At 66.6% G+C, this 23,198-nt stretch carries 29 protein-coding genes; 15 read left to right on the top strand and 14 right to left on the bottom strand.

Features of this window, described 5'->3' with window-relative positions; translation table 11 throughout:
• Positions 1 to 11 precede the first annotated feature (11 nt).
• Positions 12 to 1,184, bottom strand: a complete 1,173-nt coding sequence (locus tag ACJEIK_RS01870; protein WP_064859789.1) for an aromatic ring-hydroxylating oxygenase subunit alpha — start codon at positions 1,182 to 1,184, stop codon at positions 12 to 14.
• A 110-nt stretch (positions 1,185 to 1,294) separates the two neighbouring features.
• Here ACJEIK_RS01870 and ACJEIK_RS01865 point away from each other — a divergent pair, with 110 nt between their 5' ends.
• The gene (locus ACJEIK_RS01865) at positions 1,295 to 1,915 is read left to right on the top strand and encodes a TetR/AcrR family transcriptional regulator (RefSeq protein ID WP_133428438.1); all 621 of its coding nucleotides are present in this window, start codon (positions 1,295 to 1,297) and stop codon (positions 1,913 to 1,915) included.
• Between the two features lie 73 nt (positions 1,916 to 1,988).
• On the top strand, positions 1,989 to 2,534 hold the full coding sequence (locus ACJEIK_RS01860) for a pyridoxamine 5'-phosphate oxidase family protein (RefSeq protein WP_409430940.1): 546 nt from the start codon (positions 1,989 to 1,991) through the stop codon (positions 2,532 to 2,534).
• A 2-nt stretch (positions 2,535 to 2,536) separates the two neighbouring features.
• Here ACJEIK_RS01860 and ACJEIK_RS01855 read toward each other — a convergent pair whose 3' ends face one another.
• Positions 2,537 to 2,986 carry a cupin domain-containing protein gene (locus tag ACJEIK_RS01855; protein WP_133428429.1) on the bottom strand — a complete coding sequence of 150 codons (450 nt, stop codon included), beginning with the start codon at positions 2,984 to 2,986 and terminating at the stop codon, positions 2,537 to 2,539.
• Positions 2,987 to 3,030: 44 nt separating this feature from the next.
• Complete coding sequence (locus ACJEIK_RS01850) at positions 3,031 to 3,279, bottom strand: hypothetical protein (RefSeq protein WP_064859786.1); 249 nt, start codon at positions 3,277 to 3,279, stop codon at positions 3,031 to 3,033.
• Between the two features lie 62 nt (positions 3,280 to 3,341).
• Here ACJEIK_RS01850 and ACJEIK_RS01845 point away from each other — a divergent pair, with 62 nt between their 5' ends.
• Complete coding sequence (locus tag ACJEIK_RS01845; protein WP_064859785.1) at positions 3,342 to 3,899, top strand: sugar O-acetyltransferase; 558 nt, start codon at positions 3,342 to 3,344, stop codon at positions 3,897 to 3,899.
• Between the two features lie 45 nt (positions 3,900 to 3,944).
• Here the strand turns inward: ACJEIK_RS01845 and ACJEIK_RS01840 are convergent, their stop codons facing one another.
• Positions 3,945 to 4,583: an O-methyltransferase gene (locus ACJEIK_RS01840; protein WP_409430939.1), complete on the bottom strand. Its 639-nt coding sequence runs from the start codon at positions 4,581 to 4,583 to the stop codon at positions 3,945 to 3,947.
• A 62-nt stretch (positions 4,584 to 4,645) separates the two neighbouring features.
• On the opposite strand from ACJEIK_RS01840, the gene ACJEIK_RS01835 reads away from it, so the two are divergent.
• The 4 genes from ACJEIK_RS01835 to ACJEIK_RS01820 all read left to right on the top strand — a co-directional run bounded on the left by ACJEIK_RS01835 (position 4,646) and on the right by ACJEIK_RS01820 (position 7,458).
• Entirely contained in the window at positions 4,646 to 5,269 is a 624-nt protein-coding gene (locus ACJEIK_RS01835) for a TetR/AcrR family transcriptional regulator (protein WP_409430938.1), read from the top strand.
• A gap of 83 nt (positions 5,270 to 5,352) precedes the next feature.
• Entirely contained in the window at positions 5,353 to 5,616 is a 264-nt protein-coding gene (locus ACJEIK_RS01830; protein WP_318984704.1) for a hypothetical protein, read from the top strand.
• A gap of 68 nt (positions 5,617 to 5,684) precedes the next feature.
• Positions 5,685 to 6,776: a TIGR03857 family LLM class F420-dependent oxidoreductase gene (locus tag ACJEIK_RS01825; protein WP_409430937.1), complete on the top strand. Its 1,092-nt coding sequence runs from the start codon at positions 5,685 to 5,687 to the stop codon at positions 6,774 to 6,776.
• Positions 6,769 to 7,458, top strand: coding sequence for a TetR/AcrR family transcriptional regulator (locus ACJEIK_RS01820; protein ID WP_409430936.1), 690 nt, complete (start codon positions 6,769 to 6,771; stop codon positions 7,456 to 7,458). The genes ACJEIK_RS01825 and ACJEIK_RS01820 overlap by 8 nt, the downstream gene beginning before the upstream one ends.
• On the opposite strand, the gene ACJEIK_RS01815 is transcribed toward ACJEIK_RS01820, so the two are convergent.
• Positions 7,459 to 8,115, bottom strand: coding sequence for a maleylpyruvate isomerase family mycothiol-dependent enzyme (locus ACJEIK_RS01815; RefSeq protein ID WP_205848945.1), 657 nt, complete (start codon positions 8,113 to 8,115; stop codon positions 7,459 to 7,461).
• Positions 8,105 to 8,863: a DUF899 domain-containing protein gene (locus ACJEIK_RS01810; RefSeq protein ID WP_409430935.1), complete on the bottom strand. Its 759-nt coding sequence runs from the start codon at positions 8,861 to 8,863 to the stop codon at positions 8,105 to 8,107. The genes ACJEIK_RS01815 and ACJEIK_RS01810 overlap by 11 nt, the downstream gene beginning before the upstream one ends.
• Positions 8,864 to 8,949: 86 nt before the next feature.
• On the opposite strand from ACJEIK_RS01810, the gene ACJEIK_RS01805 reads away from it, so the two are divergent.
• Positions 8,950 to 9,282 (top strand): ArsR/SmtB family transcription factor, encoded by a 333-nt coding sequence (locus ACJEIK_RS01805; RefSeq protein ID WP_064860595.1) that lies wholly within the window; start codon positions 8,950 to 8,952, stop codon positions 9,280 to 9,282.
• Positions 9,279 to 9,734: an SRPBCC domain-containing protein gene (locus ACJEIK_RS01800; RefSeq protein WP_133428432.1), complete on the top strand. Its 456-nt coding sequence runs from the start codon at positions 9,279 to 9,281 to the stop codon at positions 9,732 to 9,734. The genes ACJEIK_RS01805 and ACJEIK_RS01800 overlap by 4 nt, the downstream gene beginning before the upstream one ends.
• On the opposite strand, the gene ACJEIK_RS01795 is transcribed toward ACJEIK_RS01800, so the two are convergent.
• Both ACJEIK_RS01795 and ACJEIK_RS01790 read right to left on the bottom strand, forming a co-directional pair.
• Entirely contained in the window at positions 9,731 to 10,345 is a 615-nt protein-coding gene (locus ACJEIK_RS01795) for a TetR/AcrR family transcriptional regulator (protein ID WP_409430934.1), read from the bottom strand. The two genes, ACJEIK_RS01800 and ACJEIK_RS01795, sit on opposite strands and share 4 nt — an antisense overlap.
• Entirely contained in the window at positions 10,335 to 11,177 is an 843-nt protein-coding gene (locus tag ACJEIK_RS01790; protein WP_133428433.1) for an oxidoreductase, read from the bottom strand. Before ACJEIK_RS01790 ends, ACJEIK_RS01795 begins: the two co-directional genes overlap by 11 nt.
• Positions 11,178 to 11,445: 268 nt before the next feature.
• Here ACJEIK_RS01790 and ACJEIK_RS01785 point away from each other — a divergent pair, with 268 nt between their 5' ends.
• Entirely contained in the window at positions 11,446 to 12,186 is a 741-nt protein-coding gene (locus tag ACJEIK_RS01785; RefSeq protein ID WP_409430933.1) for a BglII/BstYI family type II restriction endonuclease, read from the top strand.
• Positions 12,187 to 12,265: 79 nt separating this feature from the next.
• Entirely contained in the window at positions 12,266 to 13,129 is an 864-nt protein-coding gene (locus tag ACJEIK_RS01780) for an MT-A70 family methyltransferase (protein WP_020103918.1), read from the top strand.
• Between the two features lie 45 nt (positions 13,130 to 13,174).
• Here the strand turns inward: ACJEIK_RS01780 and ACJEIK_RS01775 are convergent, their stop codons facing one another.
• From ACJEIK_RS01775 to ACJEIK_RS01750, 6 genes are all read right to left on the bottom strand, one after another.
• The gene (locus ACJEIK_RS01775) at positions 13,175 to 14,023 is read right to left on the bottom strand and encodes a glycoside hydrolase family 16 protein (protein ID WP_166428208.1); all 849 of its coding nucleotides are present in this window, start codon (positions 14,021 to 14,023) and stop codon (positions 13,175 to 13,177) included.
• A 270-nt stretch (positions 14,024 to 14,293) separates the two neighbouring features.
• The gene (locus ACJEIK_RS01770) at positions 14,294 to 14,764 is read right to left on the bottom strand and encodes a PASTA domain-containing protein (RefSeq protein WP_237163081.1); all 471 of its coding nucleotides are present in this window, start codon (positions 14,762 to 14,764) and stop codon (positions 14,294 to 14,296) included.
• Between the two features lie 6 nt (positions 14,765 to 14,770).
• Positions 14,771 to 15,019: a hypothetical protein gene (locus ACJEIK_RS01765; RefSeq protein WP_409430932.1), complete on the bottom strand. Its 249-nt coding sequence runs from the start codon at positions 15,017 to 15,019 to the stop codon at positions 14,771 to 14,773.
• Between the two features lie 125 nt (positions 15,020 to 15,144).
• Positions 15,145 to 17,079, bottom strand: coding sequence for an Hsp70 family protein (locus ACJEIK_RS01760; protein ID WP_226520467.1), 1,935 nt, complete (start codon positions 17,077 to 17,079; stop codon positions 15,145 to 15,147).
• A gap of 164 nt (positions 17,080 to 17,243) precedes the next feature.
• Positions 17,244 to 17,894: a L,D-transpeptidase gene (locus tag ACJEIK_RS01755; protein WP_163692815.1), complete on the bottom strand. Its 651-nt coding sequence runs from the start codon at positions 17,892 to 17,894 to the stop codon at positions 17,244 to 17,246.
• Positions 17,895 to 17,941: 47 nt separating this feature from the next.
• Positions 17,942 to 18,589, bottom strand: coding sequence for a phosphatase PAP2 family protein (locus ACJEIK_RS01750; RefSeq protein WP_064860590.1), 648 nt, complete (start codon positions 18,587 to 18,589; stop codon positions 17,942 to 17,944).
• A 99-nt stretch (positions 18,590 to 18,688) separates the two neighbouring features.
• On the opposite strand from ACJEIK_RS01750, the gene ACJEIK_RS01745 reads away from it, so the two are divergent.
• The 4 genes from ACJEIK_RS01745 to ACJEIK_RS01730 all read left to right on the top strand — a co-directional run bounded on the left by ACJEIK_RS01745 (position 18,689) and on the right by ACJEIK_RS01730 (position 23,141).
• Entirely contained in the window at positions 18,689 to 20,350 is a 1,662-nt protein-coding gene (locus ACJEIK_RS01745) for a purine-cytosine permease family protein (protein ID WP_064860589.1), read from the top strand.
• An 85-nt stretch (positions 20,351 to 20,435) separates the two neighbouring features.
• Positions 20,436 to 20,921, top strand: coding sequence for a hypothetical protein (locus ACJEIK_RS01740; RefSeq protein WP_409430931.1), 486 nt, complete (start codon positions 20,436 to 20,438; stop codon positions 20,919 to 20,921).
• Positions 20,922 to 20,947: 26 nt separating this feature from the next.
• Positions 20,948 to 21,667, top strand: coding sequence for an NUDIX hydrolase (locus ACJEIK_RS01735; RefSeq protein WP_409430930.1), 720 nt, complete (start codon positions 20,948 to 20,950; stop codon positions 21,665 to 21,667).
• A gap of 100 nt (positions 21,668 to 21,767) precedes the next feature.
• Positions 21,768 to 23,141: a sulfatase gene (locus ACJEIK_RS01730; protein ID WP_061001056.1), complete on the top strand. Its 1,374-nt coding sequence runs from the start codon at positions 21,768 to 21,770 to the stop codon at positions 23,139 to 23,141.
• Positions 23,142 to 23,198: the final 57 nt, after the last annotated feature.

The following is a 23,198-nucleotide window of genomic DNA, read 5'->3' as shown; positions in this document are numbered from 1 at the left end:
ATTGCGCGTACTTATCCGAGCGCCACACCGAGCTCATCGGCGAACACCCTGATCATGTGCTGCACACCAATCTCGTTGCGGCCGATGATCATGTGGTCGTGCTGGCCGCGCCTGACACCTTCGCCGCACTGAGGCAGCATGGCGAAGTCCTCGTCGACAACTGCGGCGTGGACGTTGTCGTACACCTGGTCATAGACCGCACGCATCTCGTCGTCGGTGGCCGGCACCCGTCCCATCCAACTGTGCCGCACCGAGCATCGGGTCGGTGCGCCGGCCGGCAGGATGTCGATGATCTCCACCCCGATCGGGCTGTTCGCCAGGATGAGGTTGGGATAGATCCAGTAGATGACGCCCATGTTCTGGTGCGGGTCCCACGACCCCGTCGGGTCGTCCGCGAGATTGGCGACCCAGTTGAAGGGGAAGCCGATGCGATGGTGCTTGCCATACTCGTCGTAAACCCCGGTGTTGGACAGGGTGTTCTGCCCGATCACGCTCTCGCCGTGGACAAATGGGAAGTGATAGCCCTCGGCGAACGCTTCCAGGGCACCCTTCCACGACACCTGGGACTGGAACTCCTTCTCCGTGTGATAGCCGTACGAGGCGTAGTTCATCAGCTTGAGTTCCGGCCCGATCGCCCCGAGATGGCCATCGACGTCGATGTCGGCGCCGGCAGTCAGCACGGCCCAGATGAAGCCATGCCGTTCCTGACTCGGCAGCTCGACCAGTCCGTAGTCGGCCTTGTTCATCGAATCGAATCCCGCCTTGCCGGGAACGGTGAACAGTTCGCCGGTGTTCTTGTAGCTCCACGCGTGGTACGGGCACGTGAACCGGGCCGCGTTACCGGCCCCGCAGGCCGGCTTCGCGCCGCGATGCCGGCAGTAGTTGAGCAACACGTGACTGATGCCGTCACGGTCGCGGGTCACCAGTAGCGAATCACCCAGCACCGAGCGCACGACATAGTCGTTGACGTTGGGGATTTGGGCCGACGGCAGGATCGCCAGCGGAACGCGGCGCAGCACCTGCGACTCCTCGATCTCGGTGATCTTCGGATCGCGGTAGTAGTGCAGCGGTACCCGCAGCTCACGGTCGGCCATGTCCGTCGTCTTGTCGACGGCGTGACGCAAGGCGCGCCTGGTCAGTTCCACGTCCTGATTGCTGACCGGTCCTTCGGCGATCGCCGTCATGCTGACCTCATTTCACGTTCGGGAATATTCGGACCATACATCAGTGGTGCTATGTATGGTCAAGAGTTGGTGGCGCCCTCCGTATCGCAGCGGGATGGAAGTATGCGGTGATGCGCAGACATGGCTGGTCTGGTGACATCCCCGTCGACGACGAGGAGGCGGTTCGCCGCATCGTCAGTGCCGCGCGCTCATCGATCGACGCGCGCGGTTCGGTGAGCGTGTCCGATGTGGCCAGTGAACTCGGGGTCACCCGGCAGACCGTGTATCGCTATTTCCCGACGCTCGACGCACTGATGGCGGGCACCGCCTTGTCGGCAGTCGAAGGTTTCCTGGACCGCTTGGCCGACGACCTGCAGTCGATCACGGACCCCACCGACGCCGTGATCGAAGGCATCGCCTACACCTTGGAACAGCTCCCGAACGACCGCTACCTGAGCTTGGTCATGCAGCCCGGCAGGGCGAGCGCGTTCGCTGCGGGCGTCACCTCCGAGACGGCGATCTCATTCGGTCGATCGATCCTCGAACGTTTCCAAGTCGATTGGCCCGCAGCCGGATTCAGCGGCCGGCAACTCGACGAACTCGTCGAGTTCATGCTGCGCACCCTGCAGTCGTTCATCCTGGATCCCGGCGGTCCCGATCGACACGGCGCGGAGCTACGGGCCTTCCTCCGCCGCTGGGTCGCGCCCGCGGTCCAGATGCATCACGACTCAGCCGCCAACACAGCTCCGTAGCCGAGGACCGCTGGCCGTCCCGGCATCTGAAACTCGCTCGCCCGCGGCCTCTCCGGCGTGCAAGCATGCCCACATGGCCAAGCAGTTCCCGGAGATCAACGATCGGTTCCGCACCTTCATCGCCGCGCAGAGCATGTACTTCGTGGCGACGGCGGCGCGCGACGGCCGGGTGAACCTCTCCCCGAAGGGGTTGGACTCGCTACGCGTCCTCGGGCCGCATCGCGTGGCCTGGCTGAACCTGACCGGCAGCGGGAACGAGACGTCGGCGCATCTGCTCGACAACCCGCGGATGACGTTGATGTTCTGCTCGTTCGACCGCGAACCCATGATCTTGCGCCTGTACGGCACCGCCCGCGAGGTCGCACCCGGCGATGCGGACTGGGACGAGCTCTACCGCCAGTTCCCACCCCACATCAGCTCTCGTCAGATCTATGACCTGAGCGTGGACATCGTCCAAACCTCATGCGGTTTCGGGGTGCCCCTCACGTCGGTCGAGTCCGAGCGCGTCCTGCTCGACACCTGGGCCGAGAAGAAGGGGGCCGAGGGCGTCGCCGAGTACTGGCAGCAGAAGAACCTGTCGAGCATCGACGGCGCGCCGACGAAGCTGGCGTTGGGCTGACCTCAGCCGGCGCAGGCGTCGGGGGCATCCATCCGCAGCGGTACGTCCGCCGGCACCGTGTAGGTGACGACGATTTCGGCGGCACCGGCGTCCTCGTTGGCAACCCGGTGCGGTACGCCGGCCGGAATGAAAACTGCTTGGCCACTGCCGAATTCGGCCCCCGCGCAGTTGTCGGCGGTCTGCAGCACGACACCACCGGTGTTGATCGCCGAATACTCGGTCCCGGGATGGGTGTGCCAGCCACTGCTCGCGCCCGGGGCCAGTTTCAAGCCCTGCACGATCAGGGTCGACGGTGCGCCGCCGGTGACGATCTCAACCGGTGCCGTGGTGTCGCCGCGCGCCAGGTCGGTCCGCACGACGTCACCCTCGGGCGGCGTCGCCGCCGCGACGGGCGCCGACAACATCGCCAAGCCGAGTGCGGCACAGGCATTCCCGATGCGCAACTTTGTCATGCACCCACTGTGCGCGACGGCGGACGACTGCGGGCCGATTTCAGCTAAGCGACCATGACGTCGACCGACAGCCGCTCCCCGAGCGCATAGACGGTCGGCCAATCCTGACTCTGTGCGGCCGATTCCAGCGCATCGATCAGCGGGCTCTCCACGCCCATTTCGGCGAGCCACGACGACACCGTGGCGGCGATCTGTTCCCCGGGTACCTCTTCGGCACGCCGGCCGTGCAGACGGTCGACCACCACGAATGTCGGCGCGGTGGGGCGCCGGCGGCGGAAGTCGATGATGCTCATATCAATTGAACGAATCAGCCGTCAAAAAGGTTCATGTAGCCGGACGCACCTAACGTGGTGTCATGGCTCGTTCAATGCGCGACCGTATGCTCGCCGGTGACCTGTACCTCGCCGATGACCCCGAACTGATCCGCGACTCGAAGCGTGCGCAGCAGCTCACCCACCGGATCAACGCGCTCGACCCCACCGACATCGGGGAACGAAACCGATTGCTCCGCGAACTCCTCGGCGCGTTCGGCGACGGGAGTGAGATCCGTCCGCCCCTGCAGTGCGACTACGGTTACCAAACCACCATCGGTGCACGCACGTTCGCGAACTGGGGGCTCATCCTGCTCGACGTCGCGCGGATCACCATCGGTGACGACGTCCAGATCGGCCCCAACGTGCAGTTGTTGACGGCCACGCACCCATTGGAGCCTGGCCCCCGCCGAGACAAGTGGGAAGCGGCCGAGCCGATCACGATCGGCGACAACGTGTGGCTGGGCGGCGGCGTCATCGTGCGCCCCGGCATCACGATCGGCGCCGACACCGTCGTAGGTGCGGGTTCGGTTGTCACTCGCGACCTGCCGCCGCGCGTGCTGGCCGTCGGCTCCCCGGCCCGGGTGATCCGCGCGCTGTAGGTCGGGGTGGACGTCAAACGGTTCGCCGCGGCGGCAGGCACGTTGCTACACCCGAACGGTCAATTCCATACCCTTGTCGAGGGGAATCGGGACACTGACGTACCCGCTCGCCGGCGCGTTGACGTAGTCGCGGTAGACGTGTTCAGGGTCGAGCCTGACGTTGTCGCCGAGAATCAGTGCGCCCGGCGCCAACACCGGCTCCAGGATCTTCAGCACCGGCAAGTCCAGATCGGGCCAGCCGTCGAGCAGCACGAATTGCACTGGGCCCGTGACGGTCTCCAGGGTTTCGCGGGCGTCCCCTTCGAGGATCGTGATCAAATCAGCAACTCCCGCCTCGGCGAACGTCGCGCGGGCGGCCGATATCTTCTGCGAACTCATCTCCGTGGTGATGATCCGCCCGGCCCCGTTGTCCCGGACTGCCGCAGCCAGGTGCAGGGTCGAGATGCCATAGGACATCCCGTACTCCACGATGGTCGAGGGCTTCAGCGCGCGAACCAGGCTGTAAAGCAGCCGGCCCGAATCAGGAGCCACCGAGAGGTAGAAGTCCTGGCAGATGTCGGCACGTTCGGCAATGTCGTAGTCGACGGGTGAAAGCCCTTGCCGCCGTTGGTCATCCAGCTGCGCATCGGCGAACAGGCGATCGATGATCGCGGCGTATTCCGGTCGGTTCAAAGTTGTGGTCATGCGACCTACGGTAGACGCACCGTTGCGTCTACCGTAGGTCTACGATGGTGTTCAATCGAGCCATGGCAGGTGCGCAACCACACCACGGGAACCGGCACGGTCGCAGCGAAGCTGCGCGGGAGGCCATCCTGCGCGCCGCTGATGACCTGCTGGCCGAAAAGGGCTTTTCCGGCGTCACCATCGAAGGCATCGCCAAAGCGGCAGGGGTCGCCAAGCAGACCGTCTATCGCTGGTGGAGCTCCAAGACGGAAGTCCTCATGGACGCGTTCCTCGAAGATGCCGCCGCAGCCTTGGAGCCACCCGATACCGGCCACCTGGGCTCCGATCTGCGCGCACATCTGCGCGCCACCGCGCACTTCCTCACCACTGACGACGCGGGCGTCGTCTACCGCGCGCTCATCGGACAAGCCCAGCACGATTCGGAATTGGCGCGGACATTTCGTTCCCGCTACCTCGACGACCAGCGCACTCGCGACCAGAAACCGTTCCTTCGCGCGATCGAACGCAACGAGCTGCCCCCCGATACCGACGTGGCCGCACTGGCCGAGTGGCTCGTCGGCCCGATTCACCATCGGGTGATCGTGACGGGCGAACCGATAGACGACACGTTCCTCGACGCCATCGTCGACATCGTCCTGACGGTGTCGATATCAAGCCACAAGAAGGTGTCCCCCAACCCTGCGTGATCCGCGCGCTCCAGGACACGATTCGAAGCCGAACTAACCAATTGGCCATGCACCCAATTGACCGTCGTGTAAATATGAGCGGCGTGACCGAAGACGCCGATGTGGCACAGGCCCGAGCGCTGCGCGCAGAGCTGCGCAGGCATGCCTGGGACCTCGCCTCCCGACTTGCCCGGGTTGAGTCGCTGCCCGATGCGACCGCATGGTCGGAGCGGGCGCGGTCCATGCGCCGGCGTGCCCGGGAGCTCCGGCGCGACCTCGATGAGGCCCGGTTCCTGATCGATCGCCTACACGCCAGGTTCCCGAGCATCGATGCGGCGGGCACATCGGCGGATGCCCCAAGTTATTGAGAACCCTCATTGACAATTGCTCCCCAGATGGTTAACAGTGCTAAGCGTCTCCGATGAAAGGCGCACCCATGAGCACGCAGGACCAGCTCAACGAGCTCGGCTACTACGCCGTCACCCGGCATCCCGCGGACGCCCGGGTGGTGCTGCCCGAGGCTCGGGACGCCGAAGCGCTCGGTTTGGGCTCGTGCCACATCGGTGAGCGCTTCACGATGAAGGACGCCGGGGTGCTCAGCGGCGCGGTGGCGGGTGCCAGCACGACCCTGGGCATCGCGCCGTCGACCAATCACCACACGCGACACCCCACCGTCACCGCGACCATCGGGTCGACGATGCACGCCATGACCGAGGGCCGGTTCGCCATGGCGTTCGGCCGCGGGATGGGGCCATACTGGCAGGCGATCGGCCTGCCCGTCGTCACTGAGGCGCGGTTGCGTGACTTCTTCGGCATCCTGCGCCGGCTCTGGGCCGGCGAGATGATCCTCGATCACGACGGCCCGGCCGGTAAGTGGCCCATGCTGCGCCACGTCAACGGTCTGGCGGACGGTCCGCCGATCGGCCTGGTCGCGGTAGGCCCCAAGACCATGGAGCTCGCCGGCGAGATCGCCGATTTCGTTGTGCTGCATACGTTCTTCTCCGACGAGGCGACGGAGAAGTCGGTCGCGGCGGTGCGCCGGGGCGCCGAGAAGGCCGGCCGCGACCCCGACAGCGTCCGCATCTGGGCCTGTCTGGCCACAGTGCCCGACGCGTTGTCCGAGGACGACCGGATCCGGCGTGGCGTCGGCCGGCTTGCGACCTACCTGCAGGCATATCCGGATGTCCTGGTCTCGGCCAACGGCTGGGATCGGACGACGTGGGATCGCATCCGGCAGTCCGACCTGTTCACCGATGCGGCGACCGCCGGACCCATCGATGCCAGCGCTTCGTTCGAGACGCTGCAGCGGATCGCCGAGCTGATCCCCACCGAATGGCTGGACGCGGTCGCCAAGGGCTCACCGCAGGACTGCGCGAAAACCATTGCCCGCCAGTATGATCTGGGCGTGCACTCGGTGATCATGCACGGCGCCAGCCCGCATGAACTGGCGCCCGTGGTCGAGGCATACCGCGCCGACCGGCCGACGCTGCACCGGGCCGTCGCGGCGAATCCGGGCCGATTTGCCTGAGCCCGCCGCCCGGGACTCCCCGCAGGCCGCCCTTGCCCGGGAGCAGTGGCAGGCCGTCGTCACGGAGTCGGGTGCCGGCACCAAGCTGAACAAGCGTGGCCTGGAAACCAGGGCCCGCCTGCTCGACGTCGCCATCCGCTGCCTCGCCGACAGCGGTGGCGAGCCCGTGTCGGCCAACCGTATCGCCAAGGATGCCGGCGTCACCTGGGGCACGGTGCAGCACCAGTTTGCTGACCTGGACGGGCTCTGGGTCGCGGTCATCACCGAAATCCACTCACGGAGTTGGTCTTCCGGACCGGACACGCCGCGCAGCGGCAGCCTACGGGACCGGGTGGAAGGGGCCATCGAATCCGTCTGGCGCTACCTGGATACCACCGAGGGCCGGGCCCTGACCGCGCTGCGCACGTCACTGCCGGCGCGACGCTCCGACATCGCCGCCGAATATCCACGCACCGCAGCAGCTTTCGCCGCCCGCGAACTCGACTGGATTCAGGGTTTCGATTATCTGATGGAGGGGCTCGACGTCGACCCCGAACAGCTGCACCGAGTGCGGTGCCTGCTTCCCGCCGCGATCCGTGGTCTCAGCAACGAACGGCAGATCGGTTTCACCTCCGACCTCGACGTCGCCCGCGCGGCGCTGACCGATGCCGTCGTCGCATTGTTGAGTCAGCCGCGGCCGTAGTCACTCGATGAGATCGGCGGCTGCGGGTCCGAACATGTAGAGGGAGTCGAGCACCGGCCCCGGATCACCGGACCAGGCCATGGTGGCCATCTGACTGCGGCTGCGTCGGCCCGTGCGCCAGCGGACAGCTTCGAATCGCGTGGTCTTCAGATCGATCACGGAGTTCCCGTCCGGACCGCAGCGGTACTCACCGTCCTCGACGATGACCCGCACCGGTGCGGGCGTGACCAGCATGCGCAGCAGTTGATCGGAAACACGCTGCAGCGCAGCCGAATCCCGCGCGCCTGGCCGGCCGAGCGCGTCACGGATGTCGTGCTCGTGAACGACGATGTCGCCGAGCGGCGGCGCGATGCCCTCCCGAGCGAGCCGCGGGATTTCGGTCGCCGCCTCGGCCCACGCGGTCAGGATGTCGTTCAGGCCACGCCCGTCGAACCGGGCCACCTGCGCCGCCGTCTGCTCATCGTTCGGTGGCGCGGCCCGTCGGCCCGCCGCCCAGTCCTGCGCGACGGCGGCCATATGGGCCAGCACATCCCGCACCGACCAGCCGGGGCAGGCGGCAACCGCGGTGTCCACTGAAACATCTGGTGCACTGACCAATTCGGTGATGCGGTCCATCGTCTGCCGGTAGAGATTCGCGAGATCAGGTTCATCGCTCACAGGAGGCGCACCCTTCCTTGCGCGGCGGACGCGGATCGTCCGGCTTGCTGGGGTCAGGGTCACCGAACCAGCGCGACGGCTGATGCTCACCGTAGGTGTCGTGCCAGTCCCACCATTCGTACGGCGGGTCCTGCGGGTACCCGGGCGGGGAGTCCTCCCACGTCTCCTGGCGACCGAGCGCCGTCATGTCGAGATAGCTCCACGACGTACCCAGTGCTTCGTCACCGCGGTTGTTGATGAAGTACGTGCGGTAGACGGTGTCCCCGTCGCGGATGAAGGCGTTGGTGCCGTGCCACTCGTGGACACCGAAGTCGACGTCGAAGTCGTCGGTGATGGTGTACCAGGGCATTTCCCAACCCATCCGCGCCGTCATCCGCGCGATGTCGGGTTGCGGCGCGCGTGAGGCGAACGCCAGGGTGGTATCGCGGGCGTTGAGGTGCGCGACGTGCCCGACGTTGTCGGCGATCATCGAACAACCGCGGCACGCATGCTCAGGCCAGCCCTGCACCCCTTCCTCGAAGAACGCGCGGTAGATGACGAGTTGCCTTCGCCCACCGAACATGTCGGTCAGGCTCAGCTCACCGTCGGGGCCGACGAACCTGTAGTCCTTGGTGACCGGCGTCCACGGCATGCGGCGCCGCATCGCCGCCAACTGGTCGCGTTGACGGGTCCATTCCTTCTCAGCGACCAGCATCTTCTGCCAGGCGGCATCCCATTCGGCCGCGGACACGATGTCAGGTTTCTGCATGGTGTTCCTCCTCCACAGAATCATTAAACAATTTTGTTGAATGTCTGTGTTCCAGCAGAGCATGATCCGTCGCTATAGTCAACAAGATGGTTGAAGATCAGGTGCTGGACCGGGCTTACGCCGCCCTGGCCGATCCGACGCGCCGCCGGCTACTGGAGACGCTGCGCCAAGGCGATGCGCGCATCACCGACCTCGCTGCGCCGCTGCCGATGACGTTCGCCGGCGTCTCCCGGCATATCGGCGTGCTGGAATCGGCCGGCCTGGTGCAACGCGATGTCCGCGGCCGGGAACGGTGGGTGTCCCTGCGCCCCGAGGGGTTGACCATGGCGCAGCAGTGGATCAACGAGCAGTCCAACTTCTGGTCGGTGCGGGCGGATGCTCTCGCAGACCGGTTGCGTCGCAAAGGAAATGGCCAATGACAGAACCTGTGACCGTGCGCGTGCAGCGCGTGATGCCGGCAGTACCCGACGTGGTGTTCGGCGAGTGGCTCGATGTCGAGTCGCTGGCGGACTGGATGTGCCCACGCCCGTCCCGGTGCGTCGCCATCACCGTCGAGCCGCGCGTCGGCGGCAAGCTGCAATTCGACGTCGATCACGACGCCACCGGCACCATCGTGCTGATCATCGGGCACTTCCTGGAGATCGACCGCCCGCGCCTGCTGCGTTTCACGTGGAGCAATTCGAACTGGCCCGACCCGACGATGGCCAGCGTCGTCAACGTCACCTTCGAACCCCACGGCGAGGGCGAGACGCTGATGGAGATCGAGCACTCGCTGCTTCCGGCTCACGAGCGCGACAACTTCCACAACGGCTGGGCACTCACCGCCGAACAGCTGGAGACGGTGCTGCGCTCTCGGTGCGGCCGCGGTTAAGACATCGACAGCCCGCGGAGCGCAGTCTCGGCCAATCGGCGGGCATGTTCCTCGGTCAGCGCACAGTGACCCGTCATGCGGCGAAAGATCAAGGGCCCGAACAGAATGTCGATGACGTCGTTGACATCCAGGCGCGCGTCGACCTCGCCTCGATCCACGGCCCGCTGCCACAGCGTGGTGATCGCCGCACGCCGGCCGCTGAGGAAGTAGTCGCGGAAATACATTGCGCCGGCGGGATCGTCGACGCAGGCGGCGAGAAGCTGGGCGAAAACCGCGCCGCGCGCACTCGCATAGAACGCCGACACACGCACGACCTGTTCAGTGAGATCACCTGCCGCACTACCGGTATCGGGCAACGGTAGAGCCTGGGCCATCATGGCGCCGAACGACTCGGCGGCCACCGCGGTCCGCGACGGCCAGTGCTTGTAGATGGTGGCCTTGCTGGCGCCGGACCGGGCGGCGATCGCGTCGACCGTCGCAGCGGGGAAGCCGCCCTCATCGAGCAGTTCCGATGTCGCGTCCAGGATGGCCTGGTGGATGCGGTCGCTGCGCGCGCCGGTGGGGCGGACGAAGGTGGTTTCGTCCGCCCCGGAACGGGTCTCAGGCAACATCGTCATGGTCCGTGGATTCCGCGACGGCGCGCCACTGCGCCATTTCGGCCTGCACGTGGGCGATCTTGGCCTCGACCGCGGCGATCGTGTCTTTACCCAGTTGCAGACGGACCGGAGGCTGTTCCGACTCGACGACGTCGATGATCGCGTTTGCCGCCTTCACCGGATCGCCGGGCTGGTCGTGGTTGCGCTCGCCGGCGGCGATGCGCATCTGACCGGCGGGACCGTCGGCGTAGTCGTCGATGACGTGCTGCTGCGTCTGCAGGCTCGACGAGTCGAGGAAGTCGGTGCGGAAGTAGCCGGGCTCGACCACCATCGCATGCACGCCAAGCGGTTTCAGTTCGGCATGCAGCGCTTCCGAGAGCGCCTCGACGGCGAACTTGGTCGATGCGTAGACGCCCCACCCCGGCGAGCCGACGAAGCCGCCGAGCGAGGAGATGTTGACGACGGTGCCGGACCGTTGCGCCCGCAGCACCGGCGTCACGGCCCGGGTCACGGTGAGCAGACCGAAGACGTTGGTCTCGTACACCGCGCGCACCTCGGCGTCGCTGGCTTCTTCCACCGCGCCCAACAGGCCGCGACCGGCGTTGTTGATCAGCACATCGATGCGGCCGAACCGCTCGACCGCGGCTTGAGCGGCGGCACGCGCCTGCGTCTCATCGGTGACATCCAACGTGACGGCCAGCAGATGTTCGCCGGCGTCGGACAGGGCCGCGGTGATGGCGGCGGCATCGCGGGCGGTGGCGACGACGTCGTGACCGCGGGACACCGCTTCGCGGGCGATCTCCAGGCCGAATCCGCGGGACGCTCCGGTGATGAACCAAACGCTCATGATGTGACCCCTCTTTGAGGCTCAACTGAACTGTACGATCAGTTTAGTTTTGATGGACGCACGATGCAACGGCCGACTCCCGCGATCTATTCCGAGCGATGAACCGACGAACTGAGGGACTCTGACCAGCACCCGTCCGCCTGGTGCTCCGTCGAACGTGGCGTCTGTCGTGATGCCTCGCCGCGGGTCGCCCCAACAACGGCCACGTTCGGCGTAGGGCCCGGCTCGCGATACCACCGCACATCGTGTCCACTGCTACCGTCGCCCCGTGGATCTGACGGACTCGTACACCCGCGTGCTGCCGGCGCACATCCGCGACCGATACGAGTTCATCGAAACCCGCAACGCCGCGGCGATCCTGTCCGCCACCAACCCGCAGCGGTTCGACGAGCTCCTCACCGCGCTACACGAATTCCAGCTCCGCACCGACGATCTCGTCCAGCCCGGCGGCCAGGAAACCGAGCTCGCGGCCCGGCTCAACACCGCCTTCCGCAACAAAGGCTGGCGTGAGGCGCGCGTCGACACGCGAATCCGCCTGGAACTGCGCAAGATGCCGCACAAGCCGGCCGGTGAATCGCACCCCACGCTGGAAGACACCGAGGTCTTCAACGAGGGCTACAAGGTCGACAACTTCGTCGACCGGCTGGCCCTCGACGTGGAATGGAACGCCAAGGACGGCAACCTCGATCGCGACCTGAGCGCCTACCGCGCGCTGTACGACGCGGCGCTGATCGACGTCGCCGTCATCATCACCCGCACCCAGACCGACCTGCGCACCCTGGGCTACCGGCTCGGCATCGAGGCCGGCATGGACGACGAGCGCGCCCGTCGCATCCTGGCCACCACGACCACCACCAACACCGAGAAGCTGCGGCCGCGGATGCAGCGCGGTGACAGTGGCGGCTGCCCGTTGCTGGCCGTCGCGATCTGCGCCCGCACCTGGGCCGACCACGCCCCGGATCGGGGCGAACAGGAACCCGCGGACGACATCGGCCTCTGGGAGGCCTGACCTGTCGGTGCCATCGCCTACGATTCCGTGAAGATCTTCTCCGTTCGAAAAGATCTAATTCGAAGGTAGGAGTGACACCGTGGCGAAACGCAGCGACCAGGCCGGCGCCGAGTCGAAGGCCGCCCCCCTGCGCGATATCGCCGCGCCGCCGCCGCTGCCCACCGTAGACGGCGGCTGGAAGACCGTATTGGCCGATCCCCCTTGGCGTTTCACCAACCGAACCGGCAAGGTCGCGCCCGAGCACCGGCGCCTGGACCGCTACTCCACCCTCGACCTCGACGCCATCTGCGACATCCCGGTGTCCACCGTCGCCGCGCGCGACTCGCACCTGTACCTGTGGGTGCCCAACGCGCTCCTGCCCGAGGGGCTGCGCGTCATGGAGGCATGGGGCTACCGCTACGTCTCCAACGTCATCTGGGCCAAGCGACGCAAGGACGGCGGGCCCGACGGCCGCGGTGTCGGCTTCTACTTCCGCAACGTCACCGAGATCATCCTGTTCGGGGTACGCGGCAGCATGCGCACGCTGCCGCACGCGCGCAGCCAGGTCAACATGATCGAGACCCGCAAGCGCGAGCATTCCCGCAAGCCCGACGAGCAGTACGGGTTCATCGAGGCCTGCTCCCCCGGTCCGTACCTGGAACTGTTCGCGCGGCATCCGCAGCCGGGCTGGACCGCGTGGGGCGACGAGTCGGCCGCCGACGTCACGCCGCGCGGCCAGGTGCACAAGGGCTATGCCGGTGGGGCGATCGACGTGCCGCCCGTGACCAAGCACGTCCGGCTGGACCCGACGACGGCCGAACGCATCGGCAAGGAACTCCGCATCCGGTACGAGAACGGCGAGAGCATCCGCCAGCTCGCCGAGGAGACCGGCTACGGCATCACCCGGGTGCGCGGGCTGCTGGAGCGGGCCGGCACGACGTTCCGCGGGCGCGGGCCCCAATGAGAATGGGCCCCGCCGAAGCGGGGCCCATTGACAGTTGTTGGAGGTTTACCAGACTCGCACGTAGTCGACGAGCATCTCGGCCGGGTAGCTGCCACCCTTCGGGTCGCCGCCACCGGAACCGGACACCGCCAGGTTCAGGACCGGGAACACCGAGTAGCCGGGCAGGTTGAACGGCCAGTCGTCCAGCGAGTTGGCAGGCACGTAGAAGTAGGGCTGCATGCCCTCGGCGTAGTCCTGCCAGAACGACATACCGCCGTCGTTCCAGGTGACACGCCAGGTGTGCCAGCCACCGTCGATCGGGTGCGGGTGCGTGTCGAACGACGTGCCGTCCGACCGCGCGTGCACCGTGGTGCCCGACGGCCATTCACCGTTGCCGTACCACTCGGCGAGGTCGATCTCACCGCCGACGACGGGGTGGTCGTTGGACAGCCACCAGGCCGGCCAGCAACCGTTGGTCAGGCAGTTGAACTTGATCCGGGCTTCCCAGGTGCTGTTGATGCCACCCCAGAAGGTGCCGAAGACCTTGCCACTGGTGTATTTCCCGTTTCCGTCGCGCGTGGCGCGGATGACGAGGTTGCCCTTGCCGTCCAGGAAGACGTGTTCCCGGTCGTCGCGGTACTGGCCCATGTTCTCCGGGCGGTCCCAGAACACCGGGTTCTTGATGGTCTCGCGCTGCGGGGAGATGTTCCATTTGGCCGGGTCGGGCCGCGAACCGGCAGGGCCGTCGAACTCGTCGTGGAAGATGTAGGACTGTGTTTGCGCAGCCGGCTGGGGAGCCAGCGGCGGAGTGGGCGAGCTGCCCGGTTGGGAATCCGCGAGAGCGGCGGGGGACGGCATCGCGGCGGCGGCCAGCAGGCCCAGCCCCGATGCGCGCATCATGTTTCGACGATCCATTTCCGGCACAGTGCCATATACAAGCCGCTCAGACAGACTTGGCGCAACTTGCGACACGCTTGAAATCACCTGCAAGAGCGGCATTCTCATCGTCGGCGGGCAACCACGAATCAGCGGTCAGCAAAACCTGATGCCAGCCAGATATCGGCGTCAGCCAGCGAATCCCGACCAAAAAGCCAAGATCAGCAATACCGAATACCCAGACCTGCGGACAGCCGGGTATTCGACACCGCCGAAAACCGAAACCGCCCAGTAACAACCGGTTCCGGCTCAGCGTCCGGAGTTCTGGCCCTCCCAGACCTGGCCCGCATCGGCAGCCGCAGCCGCCTCAGCTGCGGCGGACGCCGACGCGGAAGCCGCTGCGGCCGACGCCGATGCCGACGCGTAGGCCTGCGAGCCCGCCGGGCTGCCCAGCGAGTTGCCAGGGCTGCCGGGGGTCGCGAACGCGGCCTCACAGTTCAGCGACAGCAAAACCTGGCTGCTGCTCGAACCGCCACTGTTGGCCGGCGCCGAGACCGTGCGGGCGACCTGGTTGGTCACCACGCAGTTCGGCCACTGGAGCTGGTCGCCCACAGTCGTCGACACCAACGGCTTGAAACCAGCGTTGGCCAGTGCCGATCGCGCGTCACTGAACTTCTGGCCGACCACATTGGGTGCGCTACCGGCGGAAGCCACACCACTGCAGATCAAAGCCACAGCACCCAGCGAAGTTGCCGCAGCAACACCCCATGCAGTCTTCATGGGGCCCTATCCTGCCTTAACTCCCGGCGCTGCGCTCATCGTTGACGCCGTTGATGCCGCCGGAGACCAGGTCTGCGTGGCACCGTTGTTGAAATCGGGGACCTCAGGGCTGTTGAAAACGGTGTTGATCGGAGCGTGGTCCGAGCCGGCGACGGTGCCGCCATCGGTCACTCCAGCGGAGATCGCCCCCAGAGTGCCCAGCGCAACCATGGCCGCAGCGGCCGCCAACCCGACGCGTGTTCTTGTCGAATTCATAGAACAAGATTGCCGCATCTGTGGTATGCGATCAAGTTAATTTCGAGTTCACAATGATGTTGTGACGCCCACGTCAATAGGCATTTTTGGGTTTAAATCAGCCAGTTCGTTTGCAATTCCACCCGTCAATAGGGGTATTGCTGCGGATATTGCTGTGGGTACTGCCCGTACGGGTACTGCTGCTGTCCGGGGTAGTACGGATTGGCCGGCGGCTGGGATTCCACCGGCTGGTCCGGGCCCTTGGGCACCTGAATCGGGATCGGCACCGGGACGAACGGCAGCCGGATATAGCTCGTGGTCATGGTCGGCGTCGTGGACGTCGGCGTCTCCGTCGTGGGTGGCGGCGGAGGCGGCGGTGGCGGCTCGGTCGTGGTGGCGGTGGTGGTCGCCGGGGGCGGAGTCGTCGTCTGGGCGTGCGTCGTGGTGGTGTGCGGCGGCGCCGGTGCGTGGGTGACCGGCGGCTGGTACGTCGGGCTCGGCTGCGGGGGCGGCGGCGCGGGCACCTCGTTGGTGACGGTGACGGTGCTGGGTGGCGGCGGTTCGGCCGGCGACGGTGGTGGCGTTGGTGATTCGCTCGTCGCCGGCGGCGGCGGTGTGGTCGACGGCGCCGCGGGTTTGCGGTCGCCGGTCAGCGCGATGGTCACGCCGCCCACGGCCGCGATGACGGCGAAGATCGCGACGCCGAACACCACCAGCGGGAGTCGCTGCCAGGCCTTGGACGGCTCGGGGGCCACCACTCCGGCCGGCGGCACATACTGCGCGATGGCGCGGGTGGTCGTGGTGTCACCGAAGACGTCCTCGCCGGTGTAGGGCAGCAGATCGCCGCCCCCGTCGGAGTCCTCGGACCAGGCCAGTGACGGGCCGGTGGCCTTCACCACGCGGGCGGCGGCGGTGTCGGTGAGCACGTCGAGGTCGGAGACCGGGGCGGGTTCGGTGGCCGACCCGCCGTCGACCGCAGCGGTCGGCGCGGTCCCGGTCAGCAGCACGGCGGGAGCCATGCCGGTCTTGGCTGCCGAGTCGGCGCCGTACACCGCGAACAGCGCCGCGCCCACGGCGGCATCCAGCGCCGGCTGCGGGGTCGTCACCAGCACGCCCGCGGCGCCACGCGCCTCGAGGTGTTCGGCCAGCCGCGCGCTGATCATCGGAATGCGGGCGCCGCCACCGACCGCGACCACCGAGCTGACGGACCGCCACGCAATGTCGTTGCGCTGCAACAGCTCGTCGAGCTCTGCCAGTACGCCGGTCAGCGGTTCGTCGAGCAGATCGGACAACTCGGCGCGGGTGACCTCGACGTCACCCTGGTGACCCGGAATATCCACCGGCACCGTCGCCGTTTCGGACCCTGACAGTTGTTCCTTTGCCGCACAGCAGGATTCACGGAGTTTCTCCAGCGAACTCACAGCGGCAGTGCCCGCGGTGTCCACTCCGCCGGTGCCACCGACCCGGTCGAGCACGTGCGACAGCAGGGCCTGATCGACGGCCTCGCCGGAGAACTCTGCGTACCGCACGGTCTCGATGGGCTCGAACGACGCGTCCGCCGCGGCGATCGTGATACTGGTGCCGCCACCACCGAAATCGAGCAGCGCGGCAGTACCGGTGGCAGGCAGACCCGGATTGGCGTGCAGTGCGGTCAGGGCCGCCACCGCATCGGACACCAGCCGCGCCGGGACCCCGTTGGGCGCCAGACTGGGGTTGGACCGCATCACGGTCCGCATGGCCCGCAGCGTCGCGGTATCCCAGTGCGCAGGAACGGAAATCGCCAGCTGCCCCGTCGGTGGCTCGCCGCCGGCTGCCTCGATGAGGGCGTCCAGCGCCTCGGCCACCAACTGGTCGGCGTGATATGCCGTGCCGTCGGTCGCCACCATCGGAACCGGATCGCCGACGCGTTCGACGAAACCGCGCAGCGTCACGCCGTCGTCGACGGTATCCGCGGACAACCCGATCTCGGGCGCGCGGTCACGGAACAGGCGCAACACCGCGCGCCGCACCATGGGTGGTTCACCGACGCGCGCTGCGACCAGGTTGGTCGTCCCGATCGACAACCCCAGCTGGTGGCTCATAACCCAACCACCCTAACGCGCGAACGCGTTACCGCAGCTCGGGACACGTGCGAACTACGTTCTCGCAGATTGCTTTTCGTCCGCTGTGTCCGCGCTGTGGAAGAAAACGGGCCGGCGTTCAGTCCGGTTCCGCGGTTAAACCCGTTGCTGCCCTTCATATCTGATTACTTGGCAACGGCGATCAGCGCTCCCGGTTGCAGCCATCGCATGATTTTCACCAGGGTGCCTTCATCGATCGCCACGCACCCCGCCGTCGGGCCGTCACCGATGTGGACGAAGAACGCGCCACCGTTACCGGGCGTCCGTTGCGGGTTGACGCCCATCACGACGGCGTACTTGTAGGCCGTGATGTCGAGATTCTCGGTGCCACTTGCGGGATCGGTGTCGAAGCGGCACTGCGCCTTCTTGCACACCTGCATGGTGTTGTAGGTGGGGCTCTTCATGTCGCCGTCCCACCAGTGATCGGGTGTGGTCTGGACGTACTGCAGACCCGTCCCGGGATTGGCGGCGGTCCCGAACGCGAACGGCAACGTGAAGATGCCCATCGGGGTCTGCAGGTTGCCGTCATGACTCTGCGGGACCATGCCCCTGGAGCCGACATGCGCCGGGATACCGACAGCAACGGCGTCCCACCCCGCGGGCCCACGCTGGTACACGTCCATCTTGGCCGACGAACCACCAACGCCCACAACCGAAATCACCTGCGTGGCCGATCCAACCGAGTTGGCGAACCAGGGCGTGACCACCGCATTGCCGACGGGCGCCAGTGCCACCGCCAGCGCGGCAGCACACAGCAAAGCGAACAGTCGGCGCACCCGTCCATGGTCGAGAACCGCCCTCTGGAAGGTCAAGCCAGGGCGGGTCAAGGTTTGGGCACGATAACGCTTCGGCTTCGAGACCCGCTGTGACTCAATAGTGGTAGGCACACCAGGAACCACAGGCTGCCCAGCAACCAACCCGCGAGCACATCGGTCGGGTTGTGCACGTTGAGCACCACGCGGCTCACCCCGACGAACACCACGATCACCGCGCAGAGCACCTCGATCAGCCGGGCGCGCGCCACCTGAGCCATCCGGAACACCGCACACAATCCGAGTGCACCGGCCATGGTGCCGAGCGCGTGTCCCGACGGGAAGGACCACGACGGTTCGTGCGCCAGCGCGGTCAATGGCCGCGCCCGTTGCGCGATGTCCTTGGCGACCTCGGTGACCAGACCCGACGACACGACCCCGACCAAGAGGAAGAGCGCGGTGCGCCGCTGCCGCCGGGCGAGCGCGACGAAGGCGACCACCACAGCGGTGATCTGAAAGGTCCACGGGCCGAAAACGAACGACAGCCAGCGCCAGCCCACCACCCAGCCGGGGTGTGCGACGCCGTACCGGTGGGCGGGCGCGAGCAGCGACGTGTCGAGCGTCGTCACCCAGGACCACTGTGCGACCCAGCCCACCCACAGCAGGGCGTAACCGATCGCGGCCGCGGCTCCCAACAGCCAGCGGTTGCGGTTCGTCACCGGTCTCCTTTCGGGGTACGCTCGCGCGCCAGAAATTCGCTACCGCCCGGAACATAACTGTCACGGGCACGAAACAAACTGACCATAGCTTCGCTAACCATGACCCAAGACCTCAGCCAGGAGCAGCTGTCGCCTGCAGTGGCACCGGATGATCAGGACCGGTTGACCGCGACGCGAGAAACCCTGGAGGACTACACCCTCCGCTTCGCGCCACGCAGTTACCGGAAATGGTCGACGCGCGTGGTCGGTATCTCGGCACTGGGCGGCATCGCCTACCTGGCCGATTTCGCGATCGGCGCGAACATCGGCATCTCGTACGGCACCACCAACGCGCTGGCGGGCATCGCGATCTTCGCGGTCGTCATCCTGCTGACCGGGTTTCCGGTGGCGTACTACTCGGCCCGGTACAACATCGACCTCGACCTGGTGACCCGCGGCAGCGGCTTCGGTTACTACGGCTCGGTGGTCACGAACGTCATCTTCGCGACGTTCACCTTCATCTTCTTCGCGTTGGAGGGGTCGATCATGGCCCAGGGCCTCAAATTGGGCCTGGGACTGCCGTTGTGGCTCGGCTACGCGGTGTCGACGCTCATCATCTTCCCGCTGGTCATCTACGGCATGAAGGTGCTCTCGACGCTGCAGGTCTGGACGACCCCGCTGTGGCTGATCCTGATGGTCGCACCGTTCGTCTATCTGCTGATCAGCCATCCCGAATCAGTCGGCCAGTTCTTCGCCTACCAGGGCAAAGACCACATCCAGGGCTTCGACATGGGCTCGACTCTGCTGGCCGCCGGCGTGTGTCTGTCACTGATCGCGCAGATCGCCGAGCAGAACGACTACCTGCGGTTCATGCCGCCGAAGACGCCTGAGAACAAGCGCTCCTGGTGGACCTGGATGTTCCTGGCCGGCCCGGGCTGGGTGTTCTTCGGCGCGATCAAGCAGGTCGTCGGCCTGTTCCTCGCCGTCTACCTGATCGCCAATGTCGCCGACAGCGCGGGCATCGCCAATCAGCCGGTGCACCAGTTCCTGTCGATCTACGAGAACTTCCTGCCGGGCTGGCTCGCCATGACCTTGGCCGTGGTGCTCGTGGTGATCAGCCAGATCAAGATCAACGTCACCAACGCCTACTCGGGCTCGCTGGCCTGGACCAACTCCTACACCCGCGTCACCAACCACTACCCCGGCCGCCTGGTGTTCCTCGGCGTGAACCTACTGATCGCGCTGATCCTGATGGAAGCCAACATGTTCGACTTCCTCAGCACCATCCTGGGTTTCTACGCCAACTGCGGCATGGCCTGGGTTGTGGTCGTGGCGAGCGACATCGTCTTCAACAAGTACCTGCTGAAGCTGTCGCCCAAGGAGCCCGAGTTCCGTCGCGGCATGCTGTACGCCTTCAATCCGGTGGGCTTCGGCTCCATGCTGATCGCGGCGGGCCTGTCGGTGATCGCGTTCTTCGGTGGGCTCGGCTCGGCTCTCACGCCCTACTCGCCGCTGGTGGCGATCGGCCTCGGCGTGGTGCTGCCGCCCATCATCGCCATCGCGACCAAGGGCAAGTACTACCTGCGCCGCACCGACGACGGCATCGACCTGCCGATGTACGACGAGTACGGCAACCCGTCCGACGCGCACCTGCTGTGCCAGAAGTGCCACCACGAGTACGAGCGGCCGGACATGCTGGCCTCGGCCGAGGGCGGCTACATCTGCTCGCTGTGCCTGGCGACGGACAAGACCGGCGAGCACGTCCTGCCCGCACAGAACTGACAGCAGACGGCGCCGGGTGTGACACCACAGTCACACTCGGCGCCGTTTTTGTGGTGCATCCACACTCGGGGCCTACGCTGAGGGCATGGCTGTTCTGCTGCGCAAGCTGCTCGGCATCGGCAACCTGCCCGATGACATCCGCGAGCAGCTCCAGGCCGAAGGGCTGCTGCACGTGGCCGAGTTCGTCCCGGTGACGTTCCGGTTCTCCGGCCACGTACCCGGCAAGGTCGCCAAAGGCACCCTCCGCAGCCTCGTCGGCGCCCTGGTGATCACCGAAAAGCGGCTCATCGGGACGCTGTCGTCGGTGCCGAAGAAGGGCGCCAAGACCGTCAACCACATGTGGGACGAGCCCGACGGCACCATGGTGCGCGCCGAGCTGGACGAGTCCGGTCTGCTGCTGGACGCCCCCGACCTCTCCGCCGTCGACCCGAGCTTCGAGGGCTCGATGTCGCTGCGCTACAAGACGCCGCTGCCCGCCGACCTGCTGGCCGCGCTGCCGGCCCGGGCCTTCACCTTCGACGTCCCCAACAAATACGTGTATATGGCCTGTGGGATGCCCCCCACCACCTGACTCCGCCGGGGCGTAGCGTCGGCCCGATGACGATCCCGTACGACGAAACCCTGCGCGCGCAGATCGGGACGCACCTGGCCGGTCATCGCCGCCGGGTGGCCGACGACCCGAGCAAGCGGCACGCCGCGGTGGCCATCGTGCTGGTGGACTCGGAGCGCGGCGAAGATCGCATCGATCCGGCCCCGGTCGACGAATGGATCGGCGGGCGACCGCTGCCCGACCAGAATCTTGACGGCCGCATGGTCGACGTCGCCGGCGGCGCCGCGTTCCTGCTGTGCCGCCGGACGTCCCGGCTGAACTCGCATGCCGCGCAGTGGGCACTGCCCGGCGGGCGCCTCGATCCCGGCGAGACCGTCGTGGATGCCGCGCTGCGCGAACTGCACGAGGAGGTCGGCATCAAGTTGCCCGACGAGTCGGTGCTGGGCCTGCTCGACGACTACGCGACGCGCTCCGGATACGTCATCACACCGGTGGTGATGTGGGGCGGCGGCCGGCTCGACCCGCAGCCGTCGCCCGACGAGGTGCTGGCCGTGTACCGCGTCGGGCTGCACCAGTTGCAGCGGCCGGACTCGCCGCGGTTCATCTCGATTCCCGAGAGTGACCGTCCGGTGGTCCAGATTCCGCTGGGCAACGACCTCATCCACGCGCCCACGGGTGCGGTCCTGCTTCAGATGCGCTGGCTCGGACTGGAGGGCCGGCCGGACCCCGTCGACGAACTGGAGCAGCCGGTTTTCGCGTGGCGGTGAGGCGGGCACGAATCATGACGCACGAAACCGTTGAAGAGTAAGGCAATTCGCGGTTTCATGGCTGATTTCGTGACCATGACCGCCAGGAGGTAGCCGACCCATGCCCCACACGCCGGGCCAGAACGTGCTGTTCGTGCACTGGCACGACCTCGGGCGCTACCTCGGGGCGTACGGCCACCGCGACGTCCGCAGTCCCCGGCTGGACCAGCTGGCCGCCGAAGGCACCCTGTTCACCCGGGCACACGCCACCGCCCCGCTGTGCTCGCCGTCGCGCGGTTCGATCTTCACCGGGCGCTACCCGCAGAGCAACGGGCTCGTCGGGCTGGCGCACCACGGCTGGGAGTACCACGCCGGCGTGCAGACGCTTCCCCAGCTGCTCTCCGAATCCGGTTGGCACACCGCACTGTTCGGTATGCAGCACGAGACGTCGTTCCCGTCCCGGCTGGGGTTCGACGAATACGACGTCTCGAACTCCTACTGTGAATACGTCGTCGAGCAGGCCCTGCGGTGGCTCGAGGAACCACCACAGAAGCCGTTCCTGCTCACCACTGGATTCTTCGAGACGCACCGGCCGTACCCGCGGGAACGCTACGAACCCGCCGCCGGCGAGACCGTCACCGTCCCCGATTACCTGCCTGACACCGACTCCGTACGGGAAGACCTGGCGGAGTTCTACGGGTCCATCGCGGTCGCCGATGCGGCGGTGGGGCAGCTGCTGGACGCGCTGGAAGCCCGTGGGCTGGACCGCAACACGTGGGTGGTGTTCCTCACCGATCACGGACCGGCCCTGCCACGGGCGAAGTCGACGCTGTACGACGCCGGCACGGGCATCGCGATGGTCGTGCGGCCACCACGCGACGCCGGGATCGAGCCACACGTGTACGACGAACTCTTCAGCGGGGTGGACCTGCTGCCGACGCTGTTGGAGTTGCTCGGGGTGCCCGTTCCAGTTGAGGTGGAGGGTTTTTCGCACGCGCAGGCTCTGACGCGCAGCGAGGCGGGGTCCGCGGTACGCGAGGAGGTCTACACCGCGAAGACCTATCACGACTCGTTCGACCCTATTCGCGCAGTGCGAACAAAAGACTTCAGTTACATCGAGAACTATGCTTCGCGCCCGCTGCTGGACCTGCCATGGGACATCGCCGACAGCCCGCCCGGCCGGGCCGTGCAGCCGGCCATCAGTGACCCACGCCCGGCCCGCGAACTCTATGACCTGCACGCCGACCCCACCGAGCGGCACAATCTCCTGCTCGACGTGCAACCCGAATACCATGCAGTGGCAGCACAATTGGCGCTCAAGCTCAACACCTGGCGGCAGCAGACGGGCGATGTCATACCGTCGGACTTCACCGGGACGCAGATCTCCGACCGCTATACCCGGACATATCTGAGCATCCACGGACGCCCTGCGACGAGCCGCTCAGCGGTGGCCTCCGACCGCGGAATCAACCCGGATTCGACGTCGCAAGACTAATACTCATTGTGCGAAAAATCCCCTTCTGCAAGGGATTTCAGCGCAGGCTAGGCTCTT

It is taken from the genome of Mycobacterium sp. SMC-16 (assembly GCF_046250085.1).
GTDB lineage: Bacteria > Actinomycetota > Actinomycetes > Mycobacteriales > Mycobacteriaceae > Mycobacterium > Mycobacterium phocaicum.
Note: the sequence above shows the minus strand (reverse complement) of the source record. Positions and strands in the feature narration are given on the sequence as shown.

Coding starts and splice junctions, on each gene's coding strand:
- ACJEIK_RS01870 (WP_064859789.1), bottom strand. CDS start 1,184: ATGACGGCGATCGCCGAAGGACCGGTCAGCAATCAGGACGTGGAACTG.
- ACJEIK_RS01865 (WP_133428438.1), top strand. CDS start 1,295: ATGCGCAGACATGGCTGGTCTGGTGACATCCCCGTCGACGACGAGGAG.
- ACJEIK_RS01860 (WP_409430940.1), top strand. CDS start 1,989: ATGGCCAAGCAGTTCCCGGAGATCAACGATCGGTTCCGCACCTTCATC.
- ACJEIK_RS01855 (WP_133428429.1), bottom strand. CDS start 2,986: ATGACAAAGTTGCGCATCGGGAATGCCTGTGCCGCACTCGGCTTGGCG.
- ACJEIK_RS01850 (WP_064859786.1), bottom strand. CDS start 3,279: ATGAGCATCATCGACTTCCGCCGCCGGCGCCCCACCGCGCCGACATTC.
- ACJEIK_RS01845 (WP_064859785.1), top strand. CDS start 3,342: ATGGCTCGTTCAATGCGCGACCGTATGCTCGCCGGTGACCTGTACCTC.
- ACJEIK_RS01840 (WP_409430939.1), bottom strand. CDS start 4,583: ATGACCACAACTTTGAACCGACCGGAATACGCCGCGATCATCGATCGC.
- ACJEIK_RS01835 (WP_409430938.1), top strand. CDS start 4,646: ATGGCAGGTGCGCAACCACACCACGGGAACCGGCACGGTCGCAGCGAA.
- ACJEIK_RS01825 (WP_409430937.1), top strand. CDS start 5,685: ATGAGCACGCAGGACCAGCTCAACGAGCTCGGCTACTACGCCGTCACC.
- ACJEIK_RS01810 (WP_409430935.1), bottom strand. CDS start 8,863: ATGCAGAAACCTGACATCGTGTCCGCGGCCGAATGGGATGCCGCCTGG.
- ACJEIK_RS01805 (WP_064860595.1), top strand. CDS start 8,950: ATGGTTGAAGATCAGGTGCTGGACCGGGCTTACGCCGCCCTGGCCGAT.
- ACJEIK_RS01800 (WP_133428432.1), top strand. CDS start 9,279: ATGACAGAACCTGTGACCGTGCGCGTGCAGCGCGTGATGCCGGCAGTA.
- ACJEIK_RS01795 (WP_409430934.1), bottom strand. CDS start 10,345: ATGTTGCCTGAGACCCGTTCCGGGGCGGACGAAACCACCTTCGTCCGC.
- ACJEIK_RS01790 (WP_133428433.1), bottom strand. CDS start 11,177: ATGAGCGTTTGGTTCATCACCGGAGCGTCCCGCGGATTCGGCCTGGAG.
- ACJEIK_RS01775 (WP_166428208.1), bottom strand. CDS start 14,023: ATGGATCGTCGAAACATGATGCGCGCATCGGGGCTGGGCCTGCTGGCC.
- ACJEIK_RS01770 (WP_237163081.1), bottom strand. CDS start 14,764: ATGAAGACTGCATGGGGTGTTGCTGCGGCAACTTCGCTGGGTGCTGTG.
- ACJEIK_RS01765 (WP_409430932.1), bottom strand. CDS start 15,019: ATGAATTCGACAAGAACACGCGTCGGGTTGGCGGCCGCTGCGGCCATG.
- ACJEIK_RS01760 (WP_226520467.1), bottom strand. CDS start 17,079: ATGAGCCACCAGCTGGGGTTGTCGATCGGGACGACCAACCTGGTCGCA.
- ACJEIK_RS01745 (WP_064860589.1), top strand. CDS start 18,689: ATGACCCAAGACCTCAGCCAGGAGCAGCTGTCGCCTGCAGTGGCACCG.
- ACJEIK_RS01740 (WP_409430931.1), top strand. CDS start 20,436: ATGGCTGTTCTGCTGCGCAAGCTGCTCGGCATCGGCAACCTGCCCGAT.
- ACJEIK_RS01735 (WP_409430930.1), top strand. CDS start 20,948: ATGACGATCCCGTACGACGAAACCCTGCGCGCGCAGATCGGGACGCAC.
- ACJEIK_RS01730 (WP_061001056.1), top strand. CDS start 21,768: ATGCCCCACACGCCGGGCCAGAACGTGCTGTTCGTGCACTGGCACGAC.